This is a genomic window from Henriciella sp., from assembly GCF_029936995.1.
Classification (GTDB): domain Bacteria; phylum Pseudomonadota; class Alphaproteobacteria; order Caulobacterales; family Hyphomonadaceae; genus Henriciella.
Genome location: NZ_JAPYRE010000002.1, coordinates 291,519 through 310,907 on the forward strand (window position 1 = coordinate 291,519; position 19,389 = coordinate 310,907).

Consider the following 19,389-nt stretch of genomic DNA (forward strand, 5'->3'; position numbering starts at 1 on the left):
ATGGCAGGCGAGTCCTATATTCTCCGGGCGGCCGCGCCTGATGCCATCGGTATTCTGGCCGATGTTGCCGGCTATCTCGCACGGGCCGGCCTGAACGTGATTGAAAGTCAGGATTTCGGGGATGCTGCCACACAGAAATTCTTCATCTGGGTGGAGTTCGAGGTGCCGGAGGCTTTCAGCGGGGACAGCTTTTCTGCCGGTTTTTCCGCACTCGCCGAGAAGCATGAAATGGAGTGGTCTCTCCGCCGGACATCCGACCAGCCGCGGGCACTCATTCTGGTCTCTCGCGGAGACCACTGCCTGAATGACCTTCTTTACCGGCACAGGCGGGGCCAGCTTGGAACCCATATCAGCGCCATTGTTTCAAACCATGAGGATGCACGCTGGCTGGCAGAGCGTCATGACCTGCCGTTTCATCATGTTCCTGTAACGGCGGATACGAAGCAGGAGGCCGAGGACCGCCTGCGTGAAATCATGCAGGACAGCCGCAGCGATTTCGTGGTCCTGGCGCGCTACATGCAGGTGCTATCGGACCAGCTTTGCCGCGAGCTGGAAGGCCGTTGCATCAACATCCATCATTCCTTCCTGCCAAGCTTCAAGGGGGCGAGACCCTATCATCAGGCCCACGCACGCGGGGTGAAGCTGATCGGGGCGTCGGCTCACTATGTTACGGCTGATCTCGATGAGGGGCCGATCATCGCGCAGGACGTGTCGCCTGTTGATCATCGCATGACTCCGCAGCGTATGGCCCATATCGGGCGCGACATTGAAGCGCGTGTCCTTTCAAGGGCGGTTACGGCACATGCCGAGGGGCGGGTTTTTCTCAACGGTATCCGGACGGTGGTATTCGAATGAGCAATGAGCATGAGCATCACATGCGCCGGGCCCTGGAGCTGGCGCGGGCGCAATCAGGCCGGACAGGGGCCAATCCAGCTGTCGGCTGCGTGATTATCGGTCCGGACGGCAGACGTATTTCGGAAGGCGCGACAGCCGATGGTGGACGCCCGCATGCCGAGGAAATGGCACTCGGCGCGAAGGCAGCTGAAAGCGCGAACGGCGCAGTGGCCTATGTCACGCTGGAACCCTGCCGGGAACGAACCAATGGTGAAGCAGCCTGTTCGACCCGGTTCATCGAGGCAGGTATTTCCAGAGTGGTTATCGCCGTGATGGACCAGCACCCGAAAGGCGCCGGCGGGGCTGCTGCGCTGGAGAAGGCCGGTATTGCGGTCGACAGGGGTGTCCTGGAAAGTGAGGTCGCGGCGCTTTACGAGGATTTCTTCGCGACGCTGGACTGAGCACCTGCCCGCGGGTCATTCCACTCCTGCGCGATGCCGGGCTGGCCACGCCTGACAAGCCAGAAGACTCCGAACAGGTCTGCTGCGCCGGCCCCGAGACGGCCGAGAAATCCGTACTTAGACTGGCCATGCCAGCGCCGCCGGTCATTGACGGGTTCTTCACGGACTTCCCAGCCCGCCCGTTTCATCAGGGCCGGCAGGAAACGGTGCATGGAGGCGAAATAGGGAAGTTCCCGAAACGCATCGGTGCGCATGAGTTTCCAGCCACAGCCTGTATCGGTGGCATCATCGCGCAGCATGAAACGCCGGATGCCATTGGCAATGCGTGACTGTAGCCATTTGAAGCCGGAATCATTGCGGCTCTTGCGTTTGCCCGCGATCAGGCCGAGCGGACCTGTGTTTCCCGGTGCGATCACAGCATCCCAGACCCGGCGTGTATCGGCGATATCGTTCTGGCCGTCCCCGTCGAGCAGCTGTGTCCAGGTGCCTGTAACGGCGCGCAGGCCAGTCATCAGGGCGGCAGACTTTCCGGCGCGTGCCACATGTGTGCGAACCGTAATGCGCTTAGGGGCCTTGCGCCGGGCTTCTTCAAGTTCACCGCCCGTAGCGTCATCCGAGCAGTCATTGACGCAGACGATTTCGTAATCGATCCCGGCGAGTGCGTCATGGATCTCGTCCAGCAACGGGGCGACGTTTCCTGCTTCATTGTAGAAGGGGATGAGAACGCTGAGCTGACGGGGCTGACTCACTGGCCGGCCTCGATGCGTTCGGCAAGCGCCTCGATACGCGCGGCCGCATCCGACAGGGCTGAGGCGGCTTTCTGTGAGGAGAGCTCGGAAGGATGCCCGCGGCGGGCCTCGTCGAGCTCATCAAGCAGGGAAAGAGCCGCCACCAGAAGCAGGCGCGCATCGCCTAGGTCGCCCACCGCATCGGCAATCTGGTGAACCCGTTCGTCGAGATCGCGGGAGAGGTCGGTTAGACGTTGCTCCTGTCCAGGGGCGCAGGCCACGGCGTACTGGCGGCCACGAATGGTGATATCGGCCTTGGCCATCAGCTTGTCCCTTCACGGTTGAGGGCAGAGCGGACTTCCTCGATCGCTGCGCCAAGCGCTTCGGAGGCTTCATCGGCAAGCGTCTGGAGCTTGCGCTCCCGGGCCAGGGCTTCATCCAGTTCGTCGGCGAGCTTTGCCCGGTCGGCCACCATGGCCGCCAGCTCCCGGCGCACGACACCCGGATCGCCTGCTCTTTCGAACAGGCTGTCGAGCGAGCCTTCAAGGCGTGATAGTGCCTTGTCGAGGCGGTCTGCGGCGTTTGTCACTTTATCCATCGTATTTCCCGATAGCAGGATGCAGGCCATCTCGCCAAGCAGGTTGACAGCAAACCCTCCCTCCGTCCAAAGCGAAGCAAGAAAAGGGGTTACTCATGTCGGTAGAACACAAGGACATGGCGAATGCCATCCGTGCGCTTTCAATGGATGCTGTCGAGCAGGCGAAATCAGGCCATGTCGGCCTGCCGCTTGGCATGGCGGATGTCGCCACAATTCTCTGGACGCATTATCTGAAACATGACCCGGCCGACCCGCATTGGGCCGACCGTGACAGGTTTGTTCTATCGGCCGGACACGGCTCCATGCTGATCTACTCGCTGCTGCATCTGTGCGGGTATGAGAGCGTCAGCCGTGAAGAGATCCGCAATTTCCGCCAGAACGGGTCGAAGACACCCGGACACCCGGAAAATTTTGTCACTGACGGTGTCGAGACAACCACCGGCCCGCTCGGGCAGGGGCTTGCCACATCCGTCGGTATGGCGATCGCCGAGCGGCATCTCAATGCGCGTTTCGGTGACGAACTTGTCGACCATCGCACCTGGGTCATCGCAGGCGATGGCTGCCTCATGGAAGGCATCAGCCAGGAAGCGATCACGCTAGCCGGTCACATGAATCTTTCGAAGCTGACAGTCCTGTTCGACGATAACGCCGTCACGATTGATGGCTCCACAGAGCTTGCCGACTCTACCGACCAGTGCAAGCGGTTCGAGGCGTCAGGCTGGGCGACCAAGCGCATTGACGGGCACAACACCAAGGAAATCTACGAGGCGCTCGACTGGGCCCGCAAGCAGGACAAGCCCACCATGATCGCCTGCAAGACGATCATCGGCTATGGCGCGCCGAACATTGCCGGTACGGGCAAGGCGCATGGCGGCCCGTATGGCGAGGAAGAGATTGCGGGCATTCGCAAGAATATCGGCTGGGTGCATCCCCCCTTCGAGGTTCCGGAAGACATCGAGCACGCATGGGCCCGCGAAGGCGCCCATGCCGCGCATCTGCATGCTGAATGGAAGCAGCGTCTGGAAGGTTCATCCGACAGGAAAGCGTTTGAGGCAGCCATTGCCGGTGAGCTGGGCGATGTCGAGGCCGTCGTGCGCGCACACAAGAAGTCTGTTGTCGAGGGCGGCAAGGATGATGCGACCCGCAAATGGTCCGGTGCCGTACTTGAAAAGCTGACGGAGTCGATCCCGGAAATGATCGGCGGTTCGGCCGACCTTTCGGGCTCGAACAATACCAAGACCAGCTCGACTGACCCGCTGACCCCATCCAACTGGGGCGGACGCTATGTTCATTACGGTGTTCGGGAACATGGCATGGCCGCGGCGATGAACGGCATGGCGCTGCACAAGGGGATCATTCCCTATTCCGGCACATTCCTTGTCTTCTCCGACTATTCTCGTGGTGCGATCCGGCTGGGCGCCCTGATGGGTGCGAATGTCGTCCACGTCATGACGCATGATTCCATCGGCCTTGGTGAAGACGGCCCGACCCACCAGCCGGTCGAGCATGTCGCAAGCCTTCGTGCGATGCCGAACATGATGGTGTTCCGTCCGGCTGATGGTGTGGAGACGGCGGAATGCTGGGAGCTGGCGCTCAAGCACAAGGCAGGCCCCTCGACCATCGCGCTGACACGTCAGAAGGTCGCCAGCGTGCGCACCGAGCATGTCGAGGAGAACCTGTCGGCACGGGGCGGCTATGTCCTTTCACCCGCTAAGGCTGAAGAGAAGATTGTCCTCGTCGCGACGGGCTCGGAAGTCGAGATCGCTGTTGCGGCACAAGCGGCCCTTGAAGAAAAAGGGATTGGTGCGCGCGTCGTTTCGATGCCGTGCATGGAGCTTTTCGAGGCCCAGGACGCAGCCTATCAGAGCCGTACGCTGGGCGGAGACCTCCCGAAAATTGCTGTCGAGGCGGGTGTCCGTTTTGGCTGGGACCGCTGGATCGGGGCTCAGGGCGGCTTTGTCGGCATGGACGGCTTCGGTGCCAGTGCGCCCTATCAGGATCTCTACAAGCGTTTCGGCATCACCGCTGAAGCGGTAGTCGAGGCGGCGGAGGCGCAGACCAGGTAGGGCGGCTGTGTTGCGAGCACTCCATATTGCGCCGGCGGCCTTCCTGATTGCCGGGTGCGTGGCCGCCGCGCCCACGGGCGACCCGGACCCTCTACAGGCTGACGAGGCCCGCGCGGTCGACTTTTTCGAGGCGTGTGGGCTGCGCGATGTCGCCTTTTATGGCTTCGGTCTGGAGGGGCTCGCCCGGCAGGTTGGTGAGCCCGGGGGTGAGGCGGCCATGGAGTCCATCACGCCTCTGGCGCGACAGGCCATAGCTGCGCAGGTCGCGCGGGAAGACTGGCTGCGCGATGACCCCGGCCAGCGCAAGCTCGCAGCGTTCTGCCAGCGGGCAGACGCCGATGATCTCGCCGCCTTCAAGTTTGCCATACTGACCACCCTGGCCACGACCCTCGAGCAGATCGAGGAAAACGACTTGCAGCAATAGGCGAGGCGTGTAGGCATGCGCTCAATCTGAGGAGGGGCAGATGAGCTACGAGATCGTTTTCATGCTGGTCAACGCCGTGGTGATCCCGGCCTGGCTGTTACTGGTTCTGGCGCCGGGATGGCGCACGACGCGGCTAGTGGTGCATTCCGGCCTCTATCCGATCGCGCTCGGGGCCGTCTACACAGTGTGCCTCATTGCCTCGATCTTCTTCGGGCAGTCGGCCGAAGGCACCGGATTTGATTCCATTGGCGCGGTCTCTGCCCTCTTCGACCATCCGAACGGCGTCATTGTCGGCTGGACGCATTATCTCGTCTTTGACCTTTTCGTGGGCGCGTGGATGGGACGGGATGCAAGGCGCCTCGGCCTGCCGCACCTTTCTGTCGTGCCATGCCTCATTGCGACATTCCTGTTCGGGCCTGCCGGCCTGCTCGCCTATTTCCTCGTGCGCATCGTACAGGGTCATGGGATCAGTCTCTTCGATCCCGGCAAGACAGGGACAGAACAGGTATGACTTCTATCGGAACGCCACTTTCCCCACGGGGCACGCGGGTGATGTTTCTGGGCTCGGGCGAGCTCGGCAAGGAGGTGGCAATCGAGCTTCAGCGCTTCGGCGCGGAAGTGATCGCAGTCGACAGGTATGACAATGCGCCGGCGATGCAGGTCGCCCATCGTGCGCACGTCATAGACATGACAGATGCGGCGGCCCTGCGCGCGATTGTCGAACAGGAGCGTCCGCACCTGATCGTGCCCGAGATCGAAGCCATCGCCACAGATGAACTTGAGAAGATCGAGGCCGAGGAGCTCGCCACAGTCATTCCTACGGCGCGTGCCACACGTCTGACCATGAACCGGGAGGGCATCCGCACGCTGGCGTCTGAAGAACTGGGCTTGCCGACCAGCCCTTACGCTTTCGCGGCGAGCGGAGAGGAGCTTGCCGAGGCGGCCGAGAAGATCGGCTATCCTGTTTTCGTCAAGCCGGTCATGTCGTCATCGGGCAAGGGCCAGTCGCATGTCAGGTCTGAAGCCCAGATCGACCATGCATGGATCTATGCGCTTGAAGCCGGGCGCAAGCGGGAAATGCGCGTGATCGTTGAAGGCGAAATCGACTTCGATTTCGAGATCACGCTGCTGACGGTGCGTGCGGCGAACGGGACGTCATTCTGCGAGCCGGTCGGCCATCGTCAGGAAAACGGCGATTACGTCGAGAGTTGGCAGCCGCAGCCGATGACCGCGCTGGCGCTCGAACGTGCGCAGGATATGGCGCGCAAGGTCACGGATGCGCTGGGCGGCTATGGCCTGTTTGGCGTGGAGATGTTCGTGAAGGGCGACACGGTCTGGTTTTCAGAGGTCAGCCCGCGTCCGCATGATACGGGGCTCGTCACCCTTGCCACGCAGGTGCAAAGCGAATTCGCGCTGCATGCCCGTGCCATTCTTGGCCTGCCTGTCGATGCGACGCTCTCCGGGCCGGGCGCAAGTGCCGTCATCTATGGCGGTGTAGACGCTGACGGGGTGGTCTTCGAAGGACTGGACAAGGCGCTTGGCGTACCGGGGTCACAGGTGCGCCTGTTCGGAAAGCCTGTCAGCTATGCCCGCCGGCGAATGGGGGTGGCAGTTGCGACCGGCCAGACCATTGACGAAGCGCGCGAGCGTGCCCGCACATCAGCCGCAGCCATACGTGTAAAAAAGCCCTAACGGCGGGAGCCACCCTTTCCGGGCCGGCCCTGCTGTCGGCGAAGCATGGCATCGGATATGCGCATATCCGATGCAACGATAATGCCGCGGGCGACAGCAGCGGCGACGGCTGCTCCGCGCTCGGAGACGTCAAGCTTGGCATAGATGCGGCGGAAATAGGTGTCGACCGTATCCTTTGAAACGCCAAGATCGCGAGCAATGGTAATTTTCGATTTTCCCTGCGCGATCCGGTTGAGCACGTCGAGTTCCCGTTCCGACAGTGCCGGGAGGGATTCGATTTCGGTCTCGATAAGCTGGCAATAGCGCAGGAATGAGATCTGAGCTGTAACCTGGAGGCGGGCAGTGTCGGGATACTCCCCTATTTCACGGGTCTTGGGAAAGCCGACTCCCACAAAGCCAACCCTGGCCGATGGCCCAAAGGCAACCATTCCGACGCCGGCCTCCATATCCCACTCTGACAGGCTTTCGAGATAGGCAGCCCCCTTGGCCGGGAGCTGTGTGCCGGCTGGCAAACGGTTCCAGATAACCGGGCGCGCCAGAGAGAGGGCAAGGCCGGGGATAGGGTCAGCTTCATCCAGCCCGGCGCGATACTGAGCTTCCCAGTCCTCGGGAAACCCCTGATTGGTCATGAGCTGGCCAGCGCCGCCGCCAAGGCTCAGCGGGGCGATATAATAGGCCGCCCTGAAGCCGATGTCGGAGAAAGCTTCAGCTGTGCGTGTCCGTAGTTCGAACACGTCATTGGCGTCATAAAGGGCCAGCAGATTATCGTTCATGGGTGAAGGCCTCTGAAGGCACTTTACACTGGCTCCTGAGGGAAAGCATCAGAAATCGCCCGGGGCGAAAACCATAAGGGGAGACCGGCAACCTTTGGGTGCATGGCGGGCCTGTCCGGCGGGTGCATGAGGTTGATTGCACGGCTAACGCTGGACGTTGGCCCAAGAGGCGTCTAAACCCCCGGCGAAAGTCCCGATTCCGGGACGGTCTGATAGTGCGGAATGGAGAATGAACATGGCAGTTCGCGTAGCCATTAACGGGTTTGGCCGCATCGGCCGGAATGTATTGCGCTCGATCCTCGAGCATGGGCGCAAGGACATCGAGGTCGTGGCGATTAACGACCTGGGTCCTGTCGAGACGAATGCGCATCTGCTGAAATATGACTCCGTGCACGGCACGCTGCCGATGGATGTTTCGGTCGAGGGCGACACGATCAAGGTCGGCGGCCAGTCCTTCAAGGTCACGGCCATACGTGACCCGAAAGACCTTCCGCACAAGGAGAACGATGTCGACATCGCCATGGAGTGCACCGGTATCTTCGCCTCGAAGGAGAAGGCGGCCGCGCACCTCGAAGCAGGCGCAAAGCGGGTGCTCGTTTCCGCGCCAGCTGGCGGGGCCGACAAGACCATCGTCTATGGCGTCAACCATGAGACGCTGACCAAGGAAGACCTGGTTGTCTCCAACGCCTCGTGCACCACGAACTGCCTGTCGCCGGTCGCGAAAGTTCTGAATGACGTTATCGGCATCGAGCGGGGAATGATGACGACCATTCACTCCTTCACAGGCGACCAGCCGACACTCGATACGATGCACAAGGATCTTTACCGCGGCCGGGCTGCCGGCATGTCCATGATCCCGACCTCCACCGGTGCTGCCAAGGCTGTCGGCCTCGCCCTGCCAGAACTCAATGGCAAGCTGGACGGCTTCGCCATGCGCGTTCCAACGCCGAATGTCTCCGTTGTCGACCTCAAATTCGTTGCCAAGCGCGAGACGACGGTCGAGGAGGTCAACAAGGCCATCCGCGACGCAGCAGACGGTGCGCTTAAAGGCGTGCTCGGCTACACAGATGCGCCGAACGTCTCCATCGATTTCAATCACGATCCGCACTCGTCCATTTTCCACATGGACCAGACCAAGGTCATGGATGGCACGCTTGTCTCCGTGCTGACCTGGTATGACAATGAGTGGGGTTTCTCCACGCGCATGAGCGATACCGCGATTGCGATGGCGAAACTCATCTAGGCCAGACCTGCCGGAGCGCCCTTCATGTCCCAATTCAAACGCATAGAGGACGCGGACAACCTGGCCGGCAAGACGGCGCTGGTTCGCGTCGATTTCAATGTGCCGGTCGCCAACGGGCGCGTCACTGACGATACGCGGTTGCGTGCCGCGCTCGATACGGTGAATTCGCTATCCGGAAAGGGCGCGAAAGTTGCCCTTCTGGCGCATTTCGGACGGCCCAAGGGTGAGGTGAAACCAGACCTCAGTCTGCGGCCTGTGGCTGACGCCTTTGCGAAGGTTGTCGGGGCGCCAGTGGCTTTCGCCGAAGACTGTGTTGGCGAGGTGGCGGAGAACGCTATCGCGCAAATCCAGGGTGGCGGTGTCATCCTGCTGGAAAATACGCGGTTTCATCCGGGCGAGGAGAAGAACGATCCGGAGCTTGCCCGTGAGATGGCGAAACTTGGCGATATCTACGTCAATGACGCTTTCTCTGCGGCTCATCGGGCCCATGCCTCGACAGAAGGGATCGCACACCATCTTCCAGCCTATGCGGGCCGCGCCATGGAGCGCGAGCTCGACGCACTCGAAGCGGCTCTCGGCAATCCGAAACGGCCTGTCCTGGCTGTTGTTGGCGGGGCGAAAGTCTCCACTAAGATTGACCTCCTAAAAAACCTGGTCAGCCGGGTTGATGCGCTCGCGATTGGCGGCGGCATGGCGAACACATTCCTGGCGGCAGGCGGCCATCCGGTCGGCAAGTCGCTCTGTGAGCATGACCTGGCCGACACGTGCCGCGAGATCGAGGCGCGGGCCAGTGACTCCGGCTGCGATATCCTGCTGCCGCAGGACGTTGTTGTCGCGAAAGAGTTTGCTGCCAATGCCGAGCACCGGACGTGCAGCACGGGTGAAGTCGGCGATGACGAGATGATCCTTGATGCGGGGCCGCAGACGGTGGGCCTGCTGGCGATCGCGATGGATGCTGCCAAGACGCTGGTCTGGAACGGCCCGCTCGGGGCTTTCGAGACCGAGCCGTTCGACAAGGCGACGGTTTCGGCGGCGCGCGGTGCCGCTGAACGTGTAAAGGCCGGAAAGCTGACAGGTGTGGCCGGCGGTGGCGATACCGTTGCGGCCCTCAACCATGCCGGTGTGGCAGATGATTTCAGCTTCGTGTCCACTGCAGGCGGGGCCTTCCTTGAATGGATGGAAGGCAAGACACTGCCGGGCGTAGAGGTCCTGAAAGGCTAACGCATGAACTTTCCCAACTGCCGTTTCGGATTCCCCTGGAAACCGAACGGGAGCGGAAAAGCAAAGTTAGCGATAACACTCAATCAACATAGGCAAGGCCCACGCTTGCGTTGCCGGGATCGGTCCGGTGGTGGTGCAGGTGTGCGTGGGTAATCAATCAATTTGTTTGCAGGGAAAATAGAGATGTCCAACGCAGAAATGACGAAGCAGATGGCCAGCAAGGACGGGTTCATCGCGGCGCTCGACCAGTCCGGCGGTTCCACGCCAAAGGCGCTTCGCCTGTATGGCGTCGGAGAAGATGCCTATGCCAATGACGAGGAAATGTTCCGCCTCGTTCACGACATGCGGGCGCGTATCATCAAGTCGCCCGCCTTCAATGGTGACAAGGTGATCGGGGCCATCCTTTTCGAGAGGACGATGGACGGCGACATCGACGGAAAACCCACCGCAGAGTTCCTCTGGGAAGATTGTGGCGTGGTGCCGTTCCTGAAGGTCGACAAGGGCCTTGCCGACCCAGAGAACGGCGTGAAGGTCATGAAGCCGATGCCGGACCTTGATGCCCTGCTTGAACGGGCTGCGGCCAAGGGAATTTTCGGCACAAAGATGCGCTCTGTGATCGATGCCGCCAATGCTGAAGGCATCGCGGCAGTGGTGCATCAGCAGTTCGATATCGGCCGCCAGATCCTGCAGCATGGCCTGGTCCCGATCATCGAGCCGGAAGTCACCATCACGATTGATGACAAGGCCGAAGCCGAGGACATCCTTCTGGCTGAAATCACGAAGCAGCTGGATGCGCTTGGGGCCGACCAGCAGGTGATGCTGAAGCTGACGCTTCCGGAAAAGACCAATCTCTACAAGTCTCTGGTCGACCATCCGCGCGTCATGCGCGTTGTCGCCCTGTCCGGTGGCTATTCACGCGAAGAGGCGTGTAACCGCCTGTCGAGGAATACCGGCATGATTGCGAGCTTCTCCCGTGCGCTGACCGAAGGGCTATCGGCCCAGCAGGACGAAAGCGCGTTCAACGAGATGCTGGCCGGGTCCATCGACAATATCTGTGAGGCTTCCAAGGCAGGCTAGACCTGTCTTCGCATCATGATCTGGTAGAAGGGCGCTCGATCGGGCGCCCTTTTCTTTTTGAGCGCAGGGACTAGCCTGACGGAATGCTCGAAATGCGCCCTTCCTGCGAGAGCTGCGACCGGGACCTGCCTCCAGACGAGGCGGGAGCCGTCATCTGCTCGTTTGAATGCACATTCTGCCAGGCCTGCGCCAGCGGTGTTCACGAGGGCGTTTGCCCCAATTGCGGGGGTGGGTTCTGCGAGCGCCCGAGGCGAAAAGGGCCTGCGCTGAAAAGGTTTCCGGCCAGTGCCAGGCGTATCTACAAGGGCAGGCCGCAAGATTGATACGATGGCGTCTCGTATACAGCGGACTCCTGTCTGCGGGCATGAGCGGCCTGGTGGCGCTGATTGTGACGATACTGAATACAGGGATTGATGCCGGTCTTGTCCTGAGGTGGCTGGCGGCATGGGCCATCGCTTTTCCGGTGGCCTGGTTTGCAGCCCTTTTCTGGGGACCGTTCGCGCGCCGTCTCGCACTAAGAATCACGCAGCCGCCCGCCGGGGAGTAAGGGCCAGAACCGTGAATTGAGGCTTGCTTTCCCCTAAGCAAGCGGGCGTGGTGTTGCTCGAAGCCAAGGGACACCGCCATGCTTATTCTCTATGAACACCCGCTTTCGCCCTATGCGCAGAAGGTCAAGATATCGCTGCGTGAGAAGGGCATTGATTTCGAGGCCCGCCTACCTGCCGGCATCGGGAGCGGCGATACGCCGGACGATTTCATGGCCGGCAATCCGCGCGGCGAGGTGCCATTCCTGCGCGATGGGCAGGCGGCTATCTTCGATTCGACGATCATTCTGGAATACATAGAAGACAAGTGGCCGACGCCGCCCATGCTTCCCGAAACGCCTGAAAACCGCGCCCGTGCTAGGCTGGTCGAGGATGTCATGGATTGCCATTTCGAGCCAATCACATGGGGGCTGGGTGAACTGAACCATTTCAAGCGGGCCAGTGGCGAGATGAAAGACAGGATCGAGGCGCGGGCGGGCAGGCAGATCACCGGTCTGCACAAGTGGCTGGAACGTGAACTAGCCGGGCGCGACTGGTTCAACGGCGACAGGTTCGGCTGGGGTGACCTGTCGGTCATCCCTTATGTGAATGGTGCGGCCGGGTTCGGATTTGCGCCTGCGCCGGGCAGTGCCTTGGCCGCCTGGCATAAGCGGGTCATGTCGCGCGACAGCGTGGCGGCCACGGCACATGAGGCCGTCGAGTCCGTGAAAGGCATGCAAGGTGTGAGCGATGCGGTTAAATCCGGGCTGTTCAAGCGCGAGTACCGAGACCACCGGCTGGAATGGATGATCAAGTCCGGCGGGGTAGATGTGGTCCTGAAGGGCCTGGAGAAGGACAATATCCGTTTCACACCCGATTTCAGCTGACCGGGCTTCCCCCGGAGCGGCCGGACGGCTAGTCAGGGCGGCATGACCGAGCCGACACGCCAACGCACGCGCCTTTACCTGATCACGCCGCCGGATATCGCCGATGTGACCGGGTTCGTGAAGCTGTTTGAATCTGCGCTGGCGGGCGGGGATGTTGCCTGCCTGCAGGTGCGTATCAAACCCGATGGCCTGATTGATGAGGAAAAGACCAAAGCGGTCGCGGAAGCGCTGCTGCCTGCGTGCCGCGCTGCGGATGTGGCGCTGATTATCAATGACAGTGTCGATGTCTGCGAAGCTGTGGGGGCAGACGGGGTTCACCTTGGCGCACTGGACATGCGGGTCAAGCAGGCACGCCAGCGTCTCGGCAAGCAGCCTGTCATCGGCGCGACAGCGAAAAACAGCCGTCATGTTGCGATGGATGCAGGCGAGCAGGGCGCAGATTATGTGGCCTTCGGTGCCTTCTATCCCAGCACGACCAAGGCCGACACGGTGCCGGCCGACCCGGAACTCCTGTCCTGGTGGCAGGGGGTCATGGAGCTTCCCTGTGTGGCGATTGGTGGGATCACGCCTGAATACACGAAAGAAATATCGCTCGCCGGTGCAGACTTCGTGGCCGTGAGTTCGGCCGTGTGGTCACACCCTGATGGCCCGCAGGCTGCGGTCGCGGCATTCAACGCAGCGCTGGAGGAAGCTGAAGCGGCGTTCTAGGCCTTCGGCTTATCCAGCCTGAGGATCGCGACGACGACTTCTGCCAGGACACGCAGTACCAGTAGCTTCAGGATCACGATGAACGGGGTCTTGATCACGCCCCACAGGGCAGTGTCCCAATCATCGTCGAGCAAGGCGATGTAGTGAAGCAGGCTTCGCAGGCCCCAGAACAAAATAAGGAAAATACCGACATAGAAGAGCACCTTGGTCAGCATTTCGCCAAGTGGCTTTTCGAAGCTCAGATAGTTCGAGATGAAGTTCATGTGCGCCCCCTCTTCGAGCCCGTCTCGCAGCTTGGAGCAAACCCGAATTTCCCGGCCTTGTCCATATCAGCAGCCAACGACTGCTTGACCCTGCACGGCCTCGCGGCTACCTCGCGCCAAAAGGATTGAGCAGGAGCCTTTCTCACCATGGCCAAGATCAATGGCAATGAAATCAAGCCCGGCAACGTCATCGAGCATGATGGCGGCGTCTGGCGCGCGATGAAAACGAATGCGGTCAAGCCCGGCAAAGGGGGCGCGTTCAACCAGGTCGAGCTGCGTAACCTGATCAACGGGTCGAAGCTCAACCACCGTTTCCGCGCAAGTGAGACGGTGGAGAAGGTCCGCCTTGAGCAGCGCGAGTTCCAGTTCCTGTATGACACCGGCGATGCCTACGCCTTCATGGACCAGGAGAATTTCGAGCAGATCGAACTCCAGAAGGACTTCATCGGCGATCAGGGCCAGTTCCTTCAGGATGGCATGACGGTCGAGGTCGAGTTCTACGAGGAGACACCGATCGGGGTTTCCGTGCCTGACCAGGTCATCCTGACGATTGATGAGACAGAGCCGGTCGTCAAAGGCCAGACAGCGGCCAACAGCTTCAAGCCGGCGGTTTGCGACAATGGCATTCGCGTCATGGTCCCGCCCTTCTGCGGTACTGGCGAACGTATCGTCGTGCAGACCTCCGACACGACCTATCTCAAGCGCGCCGATTAGGGCTTAACTCATGTCGAAACCGTCTCCCGTCGGAACTGTGATGATCAAGGCTGCCCGTGATGCCGGGCGGTTGCTGGGGCGCGACTTTGGCGAGGTCGAGAACCTTCAGGTCTCGAAAAAGGGGCCGGCTGATTTCGTCTCCAACGCCGATCACCGGGCTGAAGAGATCATCTATGAAAGCCTCACAAAGGCCCGTCCGGGCTATGGCTTTGTCATGGAGGAACGCGGCATTGTCGAAGGGACAGACAAATCCAACCGGTTCATTGTCGACCCTCTCGACGGCACGCTGAACTTCCTGCACGGCCAGCCGCATTATGCGGTTTCCATTGCGCTTGAGCGCGAAGGCAAGCTGTTCAGCGGCGTTGTGTATGATGTCGCCAAGAACGAAATTTTCTGGGCCGAGACAGGCCGTGGCGCATGGCTGGACCAGCGCAAGCTGATCGTTGCCGGGCGCAAACGGCTCGAAGAGGCTGTTATTGCGACAGGCACGCCCTGGGTCGGCAAGGCTGACTCCTCGCACCGCCAGTTTGCCAACGAGATCGCGGCGATGACCCCGGTTTGCGCCGGTATCCGCCGCTACGGCTCAGCGGCCCTGGATCTCGCCTATGTTGCGGCGGGCCGGTTTGACGGCTTCTGGGAGCGCGGCCTGAAGCCGTGGGATATTGCGGCCGGTATTGTGCTTGTGCGTGAAGCCGGCGGCTATGTCGAAGAGCTTGACGGCGGCGATGTTCAGACCACGGGCAGCATCCTCGCCGCCAATGAGCTGCTCATGCCTAAGCTCCAGAAGCAGCTACGCCGGTCGAAATCCTTCGGCGCCGATTGACGTCTCTACCCGCTTTCCGCCTTATTGTAGGCGGTGGATTGAAGGGGAGGCGCAGGATGATCCGAAAACTTGGTGTGGCCATGATGGCTGCCAGCCTGATTGCCGGCTGAACCGCACAGAGGTGGGCGGCAAAAAGCCGGAGGAGAAGGAATGAACTGGCTTAGACTGAAAGGCTGGCGCGAAAAGGGTGCTATCCTAGTCGCACTCCTGCTCATCAGCGCTGTAGTGATGTTCTTTCACGTGTTTGTAGTTGGCGTCGAAAATGTGAATTTCTGGTCAAACCTCAAATGACTATTCAGCCGCCTGCGCGGTGAACTGCATCTCGGCCAGCCGGGCATAAAGCCCGCCCTTGGTGACAAGGGCGTCATGTGTGCCCTGTTCGACGATCGCACCATCTTCCATGACGACTATTCTGTCGGCACTGCGTATGGTCGAGAGACGATGGGCGATGACCAGCGTGGTGCGCCCCTTTGCGACTGTGGCAATGGCTTTCTGGACCAGCTGTTCGCTTTCGCTGTCGAGCGCAGATGTCGCTTCGTCGAGTAGCAGGACGGGCGCTTCGCGTACAAGGGCACGGGCGAGCGCGATACGCTGGCGCTGGCCGCCTGAAAGGCTGCGGCCTTTCTGCCCGATTTCCGCGTCCAGCCCGCCCCGGTCTTTCAGGAAGCTCCAGGCTTCTGCCATTTCTGCCGCCCGGATGAGCTCTTCATCGCTCACGGTGCGGGTCGTGCCGAAGGCGATATTGTCCCGCGCCGTGCCGGTGAAGAGGGCGGCCTCCTGGGGGGCATAGGCAAACAGGCTGCGCCATAGGGCGGGCGCTGTGTCCTTCATGCCGAGACCGTCAACGTGCACATCGCCTGCTTGCGGGTCGAAGAGGCGAAGGGCCAGCCGGAAGACGGTAGACTTACCCGCGCCCGAAGGTCCGACAAGGGCGACGAACTCGCCGGGCTGCACGTCCAGCGAAAAGGATTTGAGTGCTGGCAGCTCGGCATTGTCGTAGGCAAAATCCACGCCATCGAAGACAAGATGGCCGCTCGCCGGTGAGGGCAGGTCGGACGGTTGCTCAGGGGCACGGATATCCGGTGTCTCGCCGAGGATGTGGCTTGCCCGGTCGGAGGCGCCAGCTGCGCGCATCACTTCGCCCCAGACCTCTGCTAGCATGCCGAACCCGGAGCCGGCATAGAAGGCGTAGAGGATCATCTGGGTCAGTTCACCGGGTGTCATGGCGCCCGTGGCGACCGAGCGGGCACCGAGCCAGAGAATGCCGACCATGCCGCCGAGCAACATGATGGAGACGGCGAGGATCATCACGGCGCGTGCGGAGATACGCTTCAGTGCAGCCTGGAAAACCGCCTCTGCGGCGTCCGTGAAGGACTGCCTGCGGCGTTCCTCCTGGCCATAGGCCTGAACCAGCTCGATTGCATCGAGCGCTTCGGATGCGTCCGCACCCGCATCGGCAAGCCGGGACTGAGCGCGGTTCGATGCGCCGCGGATAATGCGCCCGAGAAACACGACAGGCAGCATCGCGACCGGGATCATCAGGAGCAGCGTCCCGCCCAGCTGCCAGTTTGTAACCAGCATCATGATGATTGCGCCGGTAGTCGACAGGATGGTTCGTGTGGCCATCGAGGCGGTCGAGCCAAGGAAATTCTCGATCAGGGAAACGTCAGCTGTCAGCCGTGAGACGGCCTCGCCGGAGCGTATGCTCGCGTGAAAGCGCGGGGAGAGGCTGAGCAGCTTGTCATACAGGTCGGTGCGCAGGTCTGCAGCGACACGTTCGCCAAACCGGGACACGAAATAGAATCGCAGTGCGCTCAGAATGCCCATCAGGATGGCGGCGATCAGCACATAGAGGAAATACTGGTCGATTGTGTCCAGGAGGGCTGCGCCATCGGCTCCGCCCTGTCCTGCATCGACGGCCCGGCCGAAAAGCAGCGGGATGGAGAGGGCCGCCAGTGTGCTGACGACAAGGAAGATACACGCAATGATGACCAGGCCGAGATGGCGCCGCACATAGGGGGCAAGCAGGGCCAGCGGCTTGATGCTGCGGGCCTTGGGCCGGTTCTTGCCCGCCTCATCCGGCAGCGTTTCGCGGCGGTCATCGGTCACGGCGTCTGTTGTTTCGTTCACTTGTATTACACCTTGTTTGCCGCCGCCCCCTTGCGGCAGCGGCTGCTTTCAACTATGACGCCGCTTTCCGAATTTCACAGAGGCCAATCCGCGCAGTCCCGCGCTTTTGAGGCCCCTGACGCGAAGGATGTAAAGACGATGAAAGCCGAAGGCCATCCCGATTACCACTTCATCACCGTCGTGATGACAGATGGATCCGAATACCAGACCCGCTCGACCTACGGCAAGGAAGGCGACAAGCTGCACCTGGACATTGATCCGCGCACGCACCCGGCCTGGACCGGCGGCTCGCAACAGCTTGACCGTGGCGGCCGTGTCTCGCGCTTCAAGGACAAGTTCAAGGGCTTTGGCGTCTAGAACAGGCTGCGCCTTTCGCGAAAGATTCAAAAACCCCTGCCCGTCCGTGGCAGGGGTTTTTTGCATTGTGCGTACGGGTTACTTCGCCGGACGCTCCAGCTCTTCGGCACGCGGCGGTACGCGATGCTCAAGCGCAAGATATTCCTCAGACCGCATCTCGTGCAGGCGGCTGGCGGTGCGCTGGAATTCAAAGCTGCCATCGCCTGACGGGTAGAGGTCATCCGGTTCAGCGGCCGCCGTGGCCACCAGTTTGACGCGCGCTTCGTACAGCGCATCGATGAGGGCGACGAAGCGGGCGGCTTCATTGCGCTTGTCGGGTGTCAGGACAGGCACGCCGCCAAGCAGGACGGTGTGAAAGTTTGCTGCGATTGCAAGATAATCACGCGGCCCGAGCGGTTTTTCGCAAAGTTCGGCGAAGGTGAAGCGCGCCACTCCGGCGGCCTCTTTCGGGACGAGAAGTTTGCGGCCTTTCACGCTCAGGAAACACTGGTTTGCGTGCGCCCCGAGTGTCAGCCGGTCAAAGGCCGTGTCGAGCCGGGCTTCGCCTTCCGCGCCCTGCAGGACATGCCAGACGGGCGCTTCGGTGAGCCGTTCGAGGCGGTAGTCACGCTCTGAAGCGAGTTCAAAGACTTCGCACTGTTCTTTCAGGATTTCGATGAAGGGCAGGAAAAGCTGCCGGTTGAGCCCGTCCTTGTAGAGGTCGTCCGGGTGGCGGTTAGACGTGGCGACCACCACCACACGATGCTCGAACAGGTTCTCGAACAACCGGCCGAGAATCATGGCGTCAGCAATCTGGGTGACCTGGAACTCGTCAAAGCAGAGCAGTTTCGCCTCAGAGGCGATCAATTTCGCCACAGGCGGGATCGGGTCATTGCCGGCGCTCTTGACGCGGTGGGCCGCCCGGCGGCGTTCACTGTCATCCATGTCGCGCCACGCATTCATCTCGTCATGCACCCGGCCCATAAACTCATGGAAGTGGACACGCTTTGACGGGACCGGCGACAGGTCGTGGAACAAGTCCATCAGCATGGATTTTCCGCGCCCGACACCGCCCCACATATAAAGTCCGCGGATATGGGGCTCTTTCCGGAAAAGCCCGCCTGGCCGGGCCGTTGCAATGCGGTGCAGGACAGAGTCGAGACGCTTCGCCGCCTCGAGCTGGGCTGGATCGGGGCTGAGTTGCCCGGATTCTATGCGTGCCTGGTAGGCGGTCTCGACGCTCATGGATCAGCTGCCTCCCAGATAGGCTGATACCTGCGCACCAAACTCAGACAGCGCGCGCGGTGCAATGATAATCGTCGCAAGCAATCCTGCAATTGCTCCGCCGATATGAGCTTCATGACCGATTACCTTGTCCTCTCGCTGGGCCAGGAAGGCGCTGATGGCAATGAACAGGATGGCGAACACCACAGCCGGCATCGGGATGAAGAAAACGAAAAGCATCAGGAATGGCTGGAACAGGCAGAAGGACAGGACGATACCCGATGTCGCCCCGGATGCGCCCAGCGCGCGATAGTCCGGCGTACGGAAATTTTCCATGAGTGCCCAGACATTGCCCCCGAGCAATGCTGCAAAATAGACGAATACAAAGCCTGGCGTGCCGAGAACCTGTTCGATGAACCAGCCGAACTGGAACAGGACGAACATATTTATGAGCAGGTGAAAAACACCGCCATGCAGGAAACCTGCGGTGATCAGGCGGTGCCACTCCCTGTCTTCACGGATCGCGGCGACATGGAAGAGATTGCCCATCAGGAATGTGGGTTTCAGCCAGCCATACAGGCTGACCAGCACATTGGCCGCGATCAGGGTGAGTGTGGCGGGGAACTGGGAAAATGATTCCATGTGCACGCCCTACCTCAAGCA

The 19,389-nt window shown here is 61.1% G+C and carries 25 protein-coding genes; 17 read left to right on the forward strand and 8 right to left on the reverse strand.

What is annotated here, in order from left to right; all coding sequences use genetic code 11:
* Nucleotides 1-855: a formyltetrahydrofolate deformylase gene (purU, locus tag Q1K31_RS05660; protein ID WP_300377599.1), complete on the forward strand. Its 855-nt coding sequence runs from the start codon at nt 1-3 to the stop codon at nt 853-855.
* Nucleotides 852-1,295, forward strand: a complete 444-nt coding sequence (locus tag Q1K31_RS05665; RefSeq protein WP_300377601.1) for a bifunctional diaminohydroxyphosphoribosylaminopyrimidine deaminase/5-amino-6-(5-phosphoribosylamino)uracil reductase RibD — start codon at nt 852-854, stop codon at nt 1,293-1,295. The genes purU and Q1K31_RS05665 overlap by 4 nt, the downstream gene beginning before the upstream one ends.
* Here the strand turns inward: Q1K31_RS05665 and Q1K31_RS05670 are convergent.
* Genes Q1K31_RS05670 through Q1K31_RS05680 form a run of 3 tightly spaced genes read right to left on the reverse strand, consistent with a single transcriptional unit; the run spans nt 1,265 to nt 2,621 of the window.
* Nucleotides 1,265-2,044, reverse strand: a complete 780-nt coding sequence (locus Q1K31_RS05670; protein ID WP_300377603.1) for a glycosyltransferase family 2 protein — start codon at nt 2,042-2,044, stop codon at nt 1,265-1,267. The two genes, Q1K31_RS05665 and Q1K31_RS05670, sit on opposite strands and share 31 nt — an antisense overlap.
* Nucleotides 2,041-2,346, reverse strand: a complete 306-nt coding sequence (locus Q1K31_RS05675) for a cell division protein ZapA (protein WP_300377605.1) — start codon at nt 2,344-2,346, stop codon at nt 2,041-2,043. The genes Q1K31_RS05670 and Q1K31_RS05675 overlap by 4 nt, the downstream gene beginning before the upstream one ends.
* A complete protein-coding gene (locus Q1K31_RS05680; protein ID WP_300377607.1) occupies nt 2,346-2,621 on the reverse strand; it encodes a DUF4164 family protein in 276 nt (91 codons plus the stop codon). Before Q1K31_RS05680 ends, Q1K31_RS05675 begins: the two co-directional genes overlap by 1 nt.
* 95 nt (nt 2,622-2,716) lie before the next feature.
* Between Q1K31_RS05680 and tkt the strand changes: the two genes are divergently transcribed.
* From tkt to purT, 4 genes are read left to right on the forward strand one after another with little or no spacing between them, the layout of a single operon-like run.
* On the forward strand, nt 2,717-4,687 hold the full coding sequence (gene tkt, locus Q1K31_RS05685) for a transketolase (protein ID WP_300377609.1): 1,971 nt from the start codon (nt 2,717-2,719) through the stop codon (nt 4,685-4,687).
* 10 nt (nt 4,688-4,697) lie between these two features.
* Nucleotides 4,698-5,111: a hypothetical protein gene (locus tag Q1K31_RS05690; protein ID WP_300377611.1), complete on the forward strand. Its 414-nt coding sequence runs from the start codon at nt 4,698-4,700 to the stop codon at nt 5,109-5,111.
* Between the two features lie 40 nt (nt 5,112-5,151).
* On the forward strand, nt 5,152-5,622 hold the full coding sequence (locus tag Q1K31_RS05695) for an ABA4-like family protein (protein WP_300377613.1): 471 nt from the start codon (nt 5,152-5,154) through the stop codon (nt 5,620-5,622).
* Nucleotides 5,619-6,803 carry a formate-dependent phosphoribosylglycinamide formyltransferase gene (gene purT, locus Q1K31_RS05700; RefSeq protein WP_300377615.1) on the forward strand — a complete coding sequence of 395 codons (1,185 nt, stop codon included), beginning with the start codon at nt 5,619-5,621 and terminating at the stop codon, nt 6,801-6,803. The genes Q1K31_RS05695 and purT overlap by 4 nt, the downstream gene beginning before the upstream one ends.
* On the opposite strand, the gene Q1K31_RS05705 is transcribed toward purT, so the two are convergent.
* On the reverse strand, nt 6,800-7,576 hold the full coding sequence (locus Q1K31_RS05705; RefSeq protein WP_300377617.1) for a LuxR family transcriptional regulator: 777 nt from the start codon (nt 7,574-7,576) through the stop codon (nt 6,800-6,802). The genes purT and Q1K31_RS05705 overlap by 4 nt on opposite strands.
* A gap of 235 nt (nt 7,577-7,811) precedes the next feature.
* Between Q1K31_RS05705 and gap the strand changes: the two genes are divergently transcribed.
* The 7 genes from gap to thiE all read left to right on the forward strand — a co-directional run bounded on the left by gap (nt 7,812) and on the right by thiE (nt 13,236).
* Nucleotides 7,812-8,819, forward strand: a complete 1,008-nt coding sequence (gene gap / locus Q1K31_RS05710; RefSeq protein ID WP_300377619.1) for a type I glyceraldehyde-3-phosphate dehydrogenase — start codon at nt 7,812-7,814, stop codon at nt 8,817-8,819.
* 24 nt (nt 8,820-8,843) lie between these two features.
* Entirely contained in the window at nt 8,844-10,040 is a 1,197-nt protein-coding gene (gene pgk / locus Q1K31_RS05715; protein WP_300377621.1) for a phosphoglycerate kinase, read from the forward strand.
* Between the two features lie 183 nt (nt 10,041-10,223).
* Entirely contained in the window at nt 10,224-11,117 is an 894-nt protein-coding gene (locus Q1K31_RS05720) for a fructose bisphosphate aldolase (protein WP_300377623.1), read from the forward strand.
* Nucleotides 11,118-11,200: 83 nt separating this feature from the next.
* Nucleotides 11,201-11,440, forward strand: coding sequence for a DUF1272 domain-containing protein (locus Q1K31_RS05725; RefSeq protein WP_367187529.1), 240 nt, complete (start codon nt 11,201-11,203; stop codon nt 11,438-11,440).
* A complete protein-coding gene (locus Q1K31_RS05730) occupies nt 11,437-11,664 on the forward strand; it encodes a DUF2798 domain-containing protein (protein ID WP_300377627.1) in 228 nt (75 codons plus the stop codon). Before Q1K31_RS05725 ends, Q1K31_RS05730 begins: the two co-directional genes overlap by 4 nt.
* Nucleotides 11,665-11,742: 78 nt before the next feature.
* The gene (locus Q1K31_RS05735) at nt 11,743-12,528 is read left to right on the forward strand and encodes a glutathione S-transferase family protein (protein ID WP_300377629.1); all 786 of its coding nucleotides are present in this window, start codon (nt 11,743-11,745) and stop codon (nt 12,526-12,528) included.
* Nucleotides 12,529-12,570: 42 nt separating this feature from the next.
* Nucleotides 12,571-13,236: a thiamine phosphate synthase gene (thiE, locus tag Q1K31_RS05740; RefSeq protein ID WP_300377631.1), complete on the forward strand. Its 666-nt coding sequence runs from the start codon at nt 12,571-12,573 to the stop codon at nt 13,234-13,236.
* On the opposite strand, the gene Q1K31_RS05745 is transcribed toward thiE, so the two are convergent.
* Complete coding sequence (locus Q1K31_RS05745; protein WP_300377633.1) at nt 13,233-13,499, reverse strand: DUF4282 domain-containing protein; 267 nt, start codon at nt 13,497-13,499, stop codon at nt 13,233-13,235. The two genes, thiE and Q1K31_RS05745, sit on opposite strands and share 4 nt — an antisense overlap.
* A 147-nt stretch (nt 13,500-13,646) precedes the next feature.
* On the opposite strand from Q1K31_RS05745, the gene efp reads away from it, so the two are divergent.
* The 3 genes from efp to Q1K31_RS05760 all read left to right on the forward strand — a co-directional run bounded on the left by efp (nt 13,647) and on the right by Q1K31_RS05760 (nt 15,327).
* Entirely contained in the window at nt 13,647-14,213 is a 567-nt protein-coding gene (gene efp, locus Q1K31_RS05750; RefSeq protein ID WP_300377635.1) for an elongation factor P, read from the forward strand.
* Between the two features lie 10 nt (nt 14,214-14,223).
* Nucleotides 14,224-15,036 (forward strand): inositol monophosphatase family protein, encoded by an 813-nt coding sequence (locus tag Q1K31_RS05755; protein WP_300377637.1) that lies wholly within the window; start codon nt 14,224-14,226, stop codon nt 15,034-15,036.
* A 150-nt stretch (nt 15,037-15,186) separates the two neighbouring features.
* Nucleotides 15,187-15,327, forward strand: coding sequence for a hypothetical protein (locus Q1K31_RS05760; RefSeq protein WP_300377639.1), 141 nt, complete (start codon nt 15,187-15,189; stop codon nt 15,325-15,327).
* Here Q1K31_RS05760 and Q1K31_RS05765 read toward each other — a convergent pair whose 3' ends face one another.
* A complete protein-coding gene (locus tag Q1K31_RS05765) occupies nt 15,328-17,166 on the reverse strand; it encodes an ABC transporter transmembrane domain-containing protein (RefSeq protein WP_300377641.1) in 1,839 nt (612 codons plus the stop codon).
* 138 nt (nt 17,167-17,304) lie between these two features.
* Between Q1K31_RS05765 and rpmE the strand changes: the two genes are divergently transcribed.
* A complete protein-coding gene (gene rpmE / locus Q1K31_RS05770; protein ID WP_300377643.1) occupies nt 17,305-17,523 on the forward strand; it encodes a 50S ribosomal protein L31 in 219 nt (72 codons plus the stop codon).
* Between the two features lie 78 nt (nt 17,524-17,601).
* On the opposite strand, the gene zapE is transcribed toward rpmE, so the two are convergent.
* A complete protein-coding gene (gene zapE / locus Q1K31_RS05775) occupies nt 17,602-18,747 on the reverse strand; it encodes a cell division protein ZapE (RefSeq protein WP_300377645.1) in 1,146 nt (381 codons plus the stop codon).
* 3 nt (nt 18,748-18,750) lie between these two features.
* Nucleotides 18,751-19,368 (reverse strand): rhomboid family intramembrane serine protease, encoded by a 618-nt coding sequence (locus Q1K31_RS05780; protein WP_300377647.1) that lies wholly within the window; start codon nt 19,366-19,368, stop codon nt 18,751-18,753.
* Nucleotides 19,369-19,389 lie beyond the last annotated feature (21 nt).

Bases quoted from the DNA above. Each gene is read 5' to 3' on its own strand.
- Q1K31_RS05760 (WP_300377639.1), top strand. From the start codon at position 15,187: ATGAACTGGCTTAGACTGAAAGGCTGGCGCGAAAAGGGTGCTATCCTA.
- tkt (WP_300377609.1), top strand. From the start codon at position 2,717: ATGTCGGTAGAACACAAGGACATGGCGAATGCCATCCGTGCGCTTTCA.
- purT (WP_300377615.1), top strand. From the start codon at position 5,619: ATGACTTCTATCGGAACGCCACTTTCCCCACGGGGCACGCGGGTGATG.
- Q1K31_RS05665 (WP_300377601.1), top strand. From the start codon at position 852: ATGAGCAATGAGCATGAGCATCACATGCGCCGGGCCCTGGAGCTGGCG.
- Q1K31_RS05695 (WP_300377613.1), top strand. From the start codon at position 5,152: ATGAGCTACGAGATCGTTTTCATGCTGGTCAACGCCGTGGTGATCCCG.
- thiE (WP_300377631.1), top strand. From the start codon at position 12,571: ATGACCGAGCCGACACGCCAACGCACGCGCCTTTACCTGATCACGCCG.
- efp (WP_300377635.1), top strand. From the start codon at position 13,647: ATGGCCAAGATCAATGGCAATGAAATCAAGCCCGGCAACGTCATCGAG.
- Q1K31_RS05725 (WP_367187529.1), top strand. From the start codon at position 11,201: ATGCTCGAAATGCGCCCTTCCTGCGAGAGCTGCGACCGGGACCTGCCT.
- Q1K31_RS05720 (WP_300377623.1), top strand. From the start codon at position 10,224: ATGTCCAACGCAGAAATGACGAAGCAGATGGCCAGCAAGGACGGGTTC.
- Q1K31_RS05735 (WP_300377629.1), top strand. From the start codon at position 11,743: ATGCTTATTCTCTATGAACACCCGCTTTCGCCCTATGCGCAGAAGGTC.
- purU (WP_300377599.1), top strand. From the start codon at position 1: ATGGCAGGCGAGTCCTATATTCTCCGGGCGGCCGCGCCTGATGCCATC.
- Q1K31_RS05705 (WP_300377617.1), bottom strand. From the start codon at position 7,576: ATGAACGATAATCTGCTGGCCCTTTATGACGCCAATGACGTGTTCGAA.
- Q1K31_RS05745 (WP_300377633.1), bottom strand. From the start codon at position 13,499: ATGAACTTCATCTCGAACTATCTGAGCTTCGAAAAGCCACTTGGCGAA.
- Q1K31_RS05755 (WP_300377637.1), top strand. From the start codon at position 14,224: ATGTCGAAACCGTCTCCCGTCGGAACTGTGATGATCAAGGCTGCCCGT.
- Q1K31_RS05780 (WP_300377647.1), bottom strand. From the start codon at position 19,368: ATGGAATCATTTTCCCAGTTCCCCGCCACACTCACCCTGATCGCGGCC.
- gap (WP_300377619.1), top strand. From the start codon at position 7,812: ATGGCAGTTCGCGTAGCCATTAACGGGTTTGGCCGCATCGGCCGGAAT.
- pgk (WP_300377621.1), top strand. From the start codon at position 8,844: ATGTCCCAATTCAAACGCATAGAGGACGCGGACAACCTGGCCGGCAAG.
- Q1K31_RS05675 (WP_300377605.1), bottom strand. From the start codon at position 2,346: ATGGCCAAGGCCGATATCACCATTCGTGGCCGCCAGTACGCCGTGGCC.
- rpmE (WP_300377643.1), top strand. From the start codon at position 17,305: ATGAAAGCCGAAGGCCATCCCGATTACCACTTCATCACCGTCGTGATG.
- Q1K31_RS05680 (WP_300377607.1), bottom strand. From the start codon at position 2,621: ATGGATAAAGTGACAAACGCCGCAGACCGCCTCGACAAGGCACTATCA.
- zapE (WP_300377645.1), bottom strand. From the start codon at position 18,747: ATGAGCGTCGAGACCGCCTACCAGGCACGCATAGAATCCGGGCAACTC.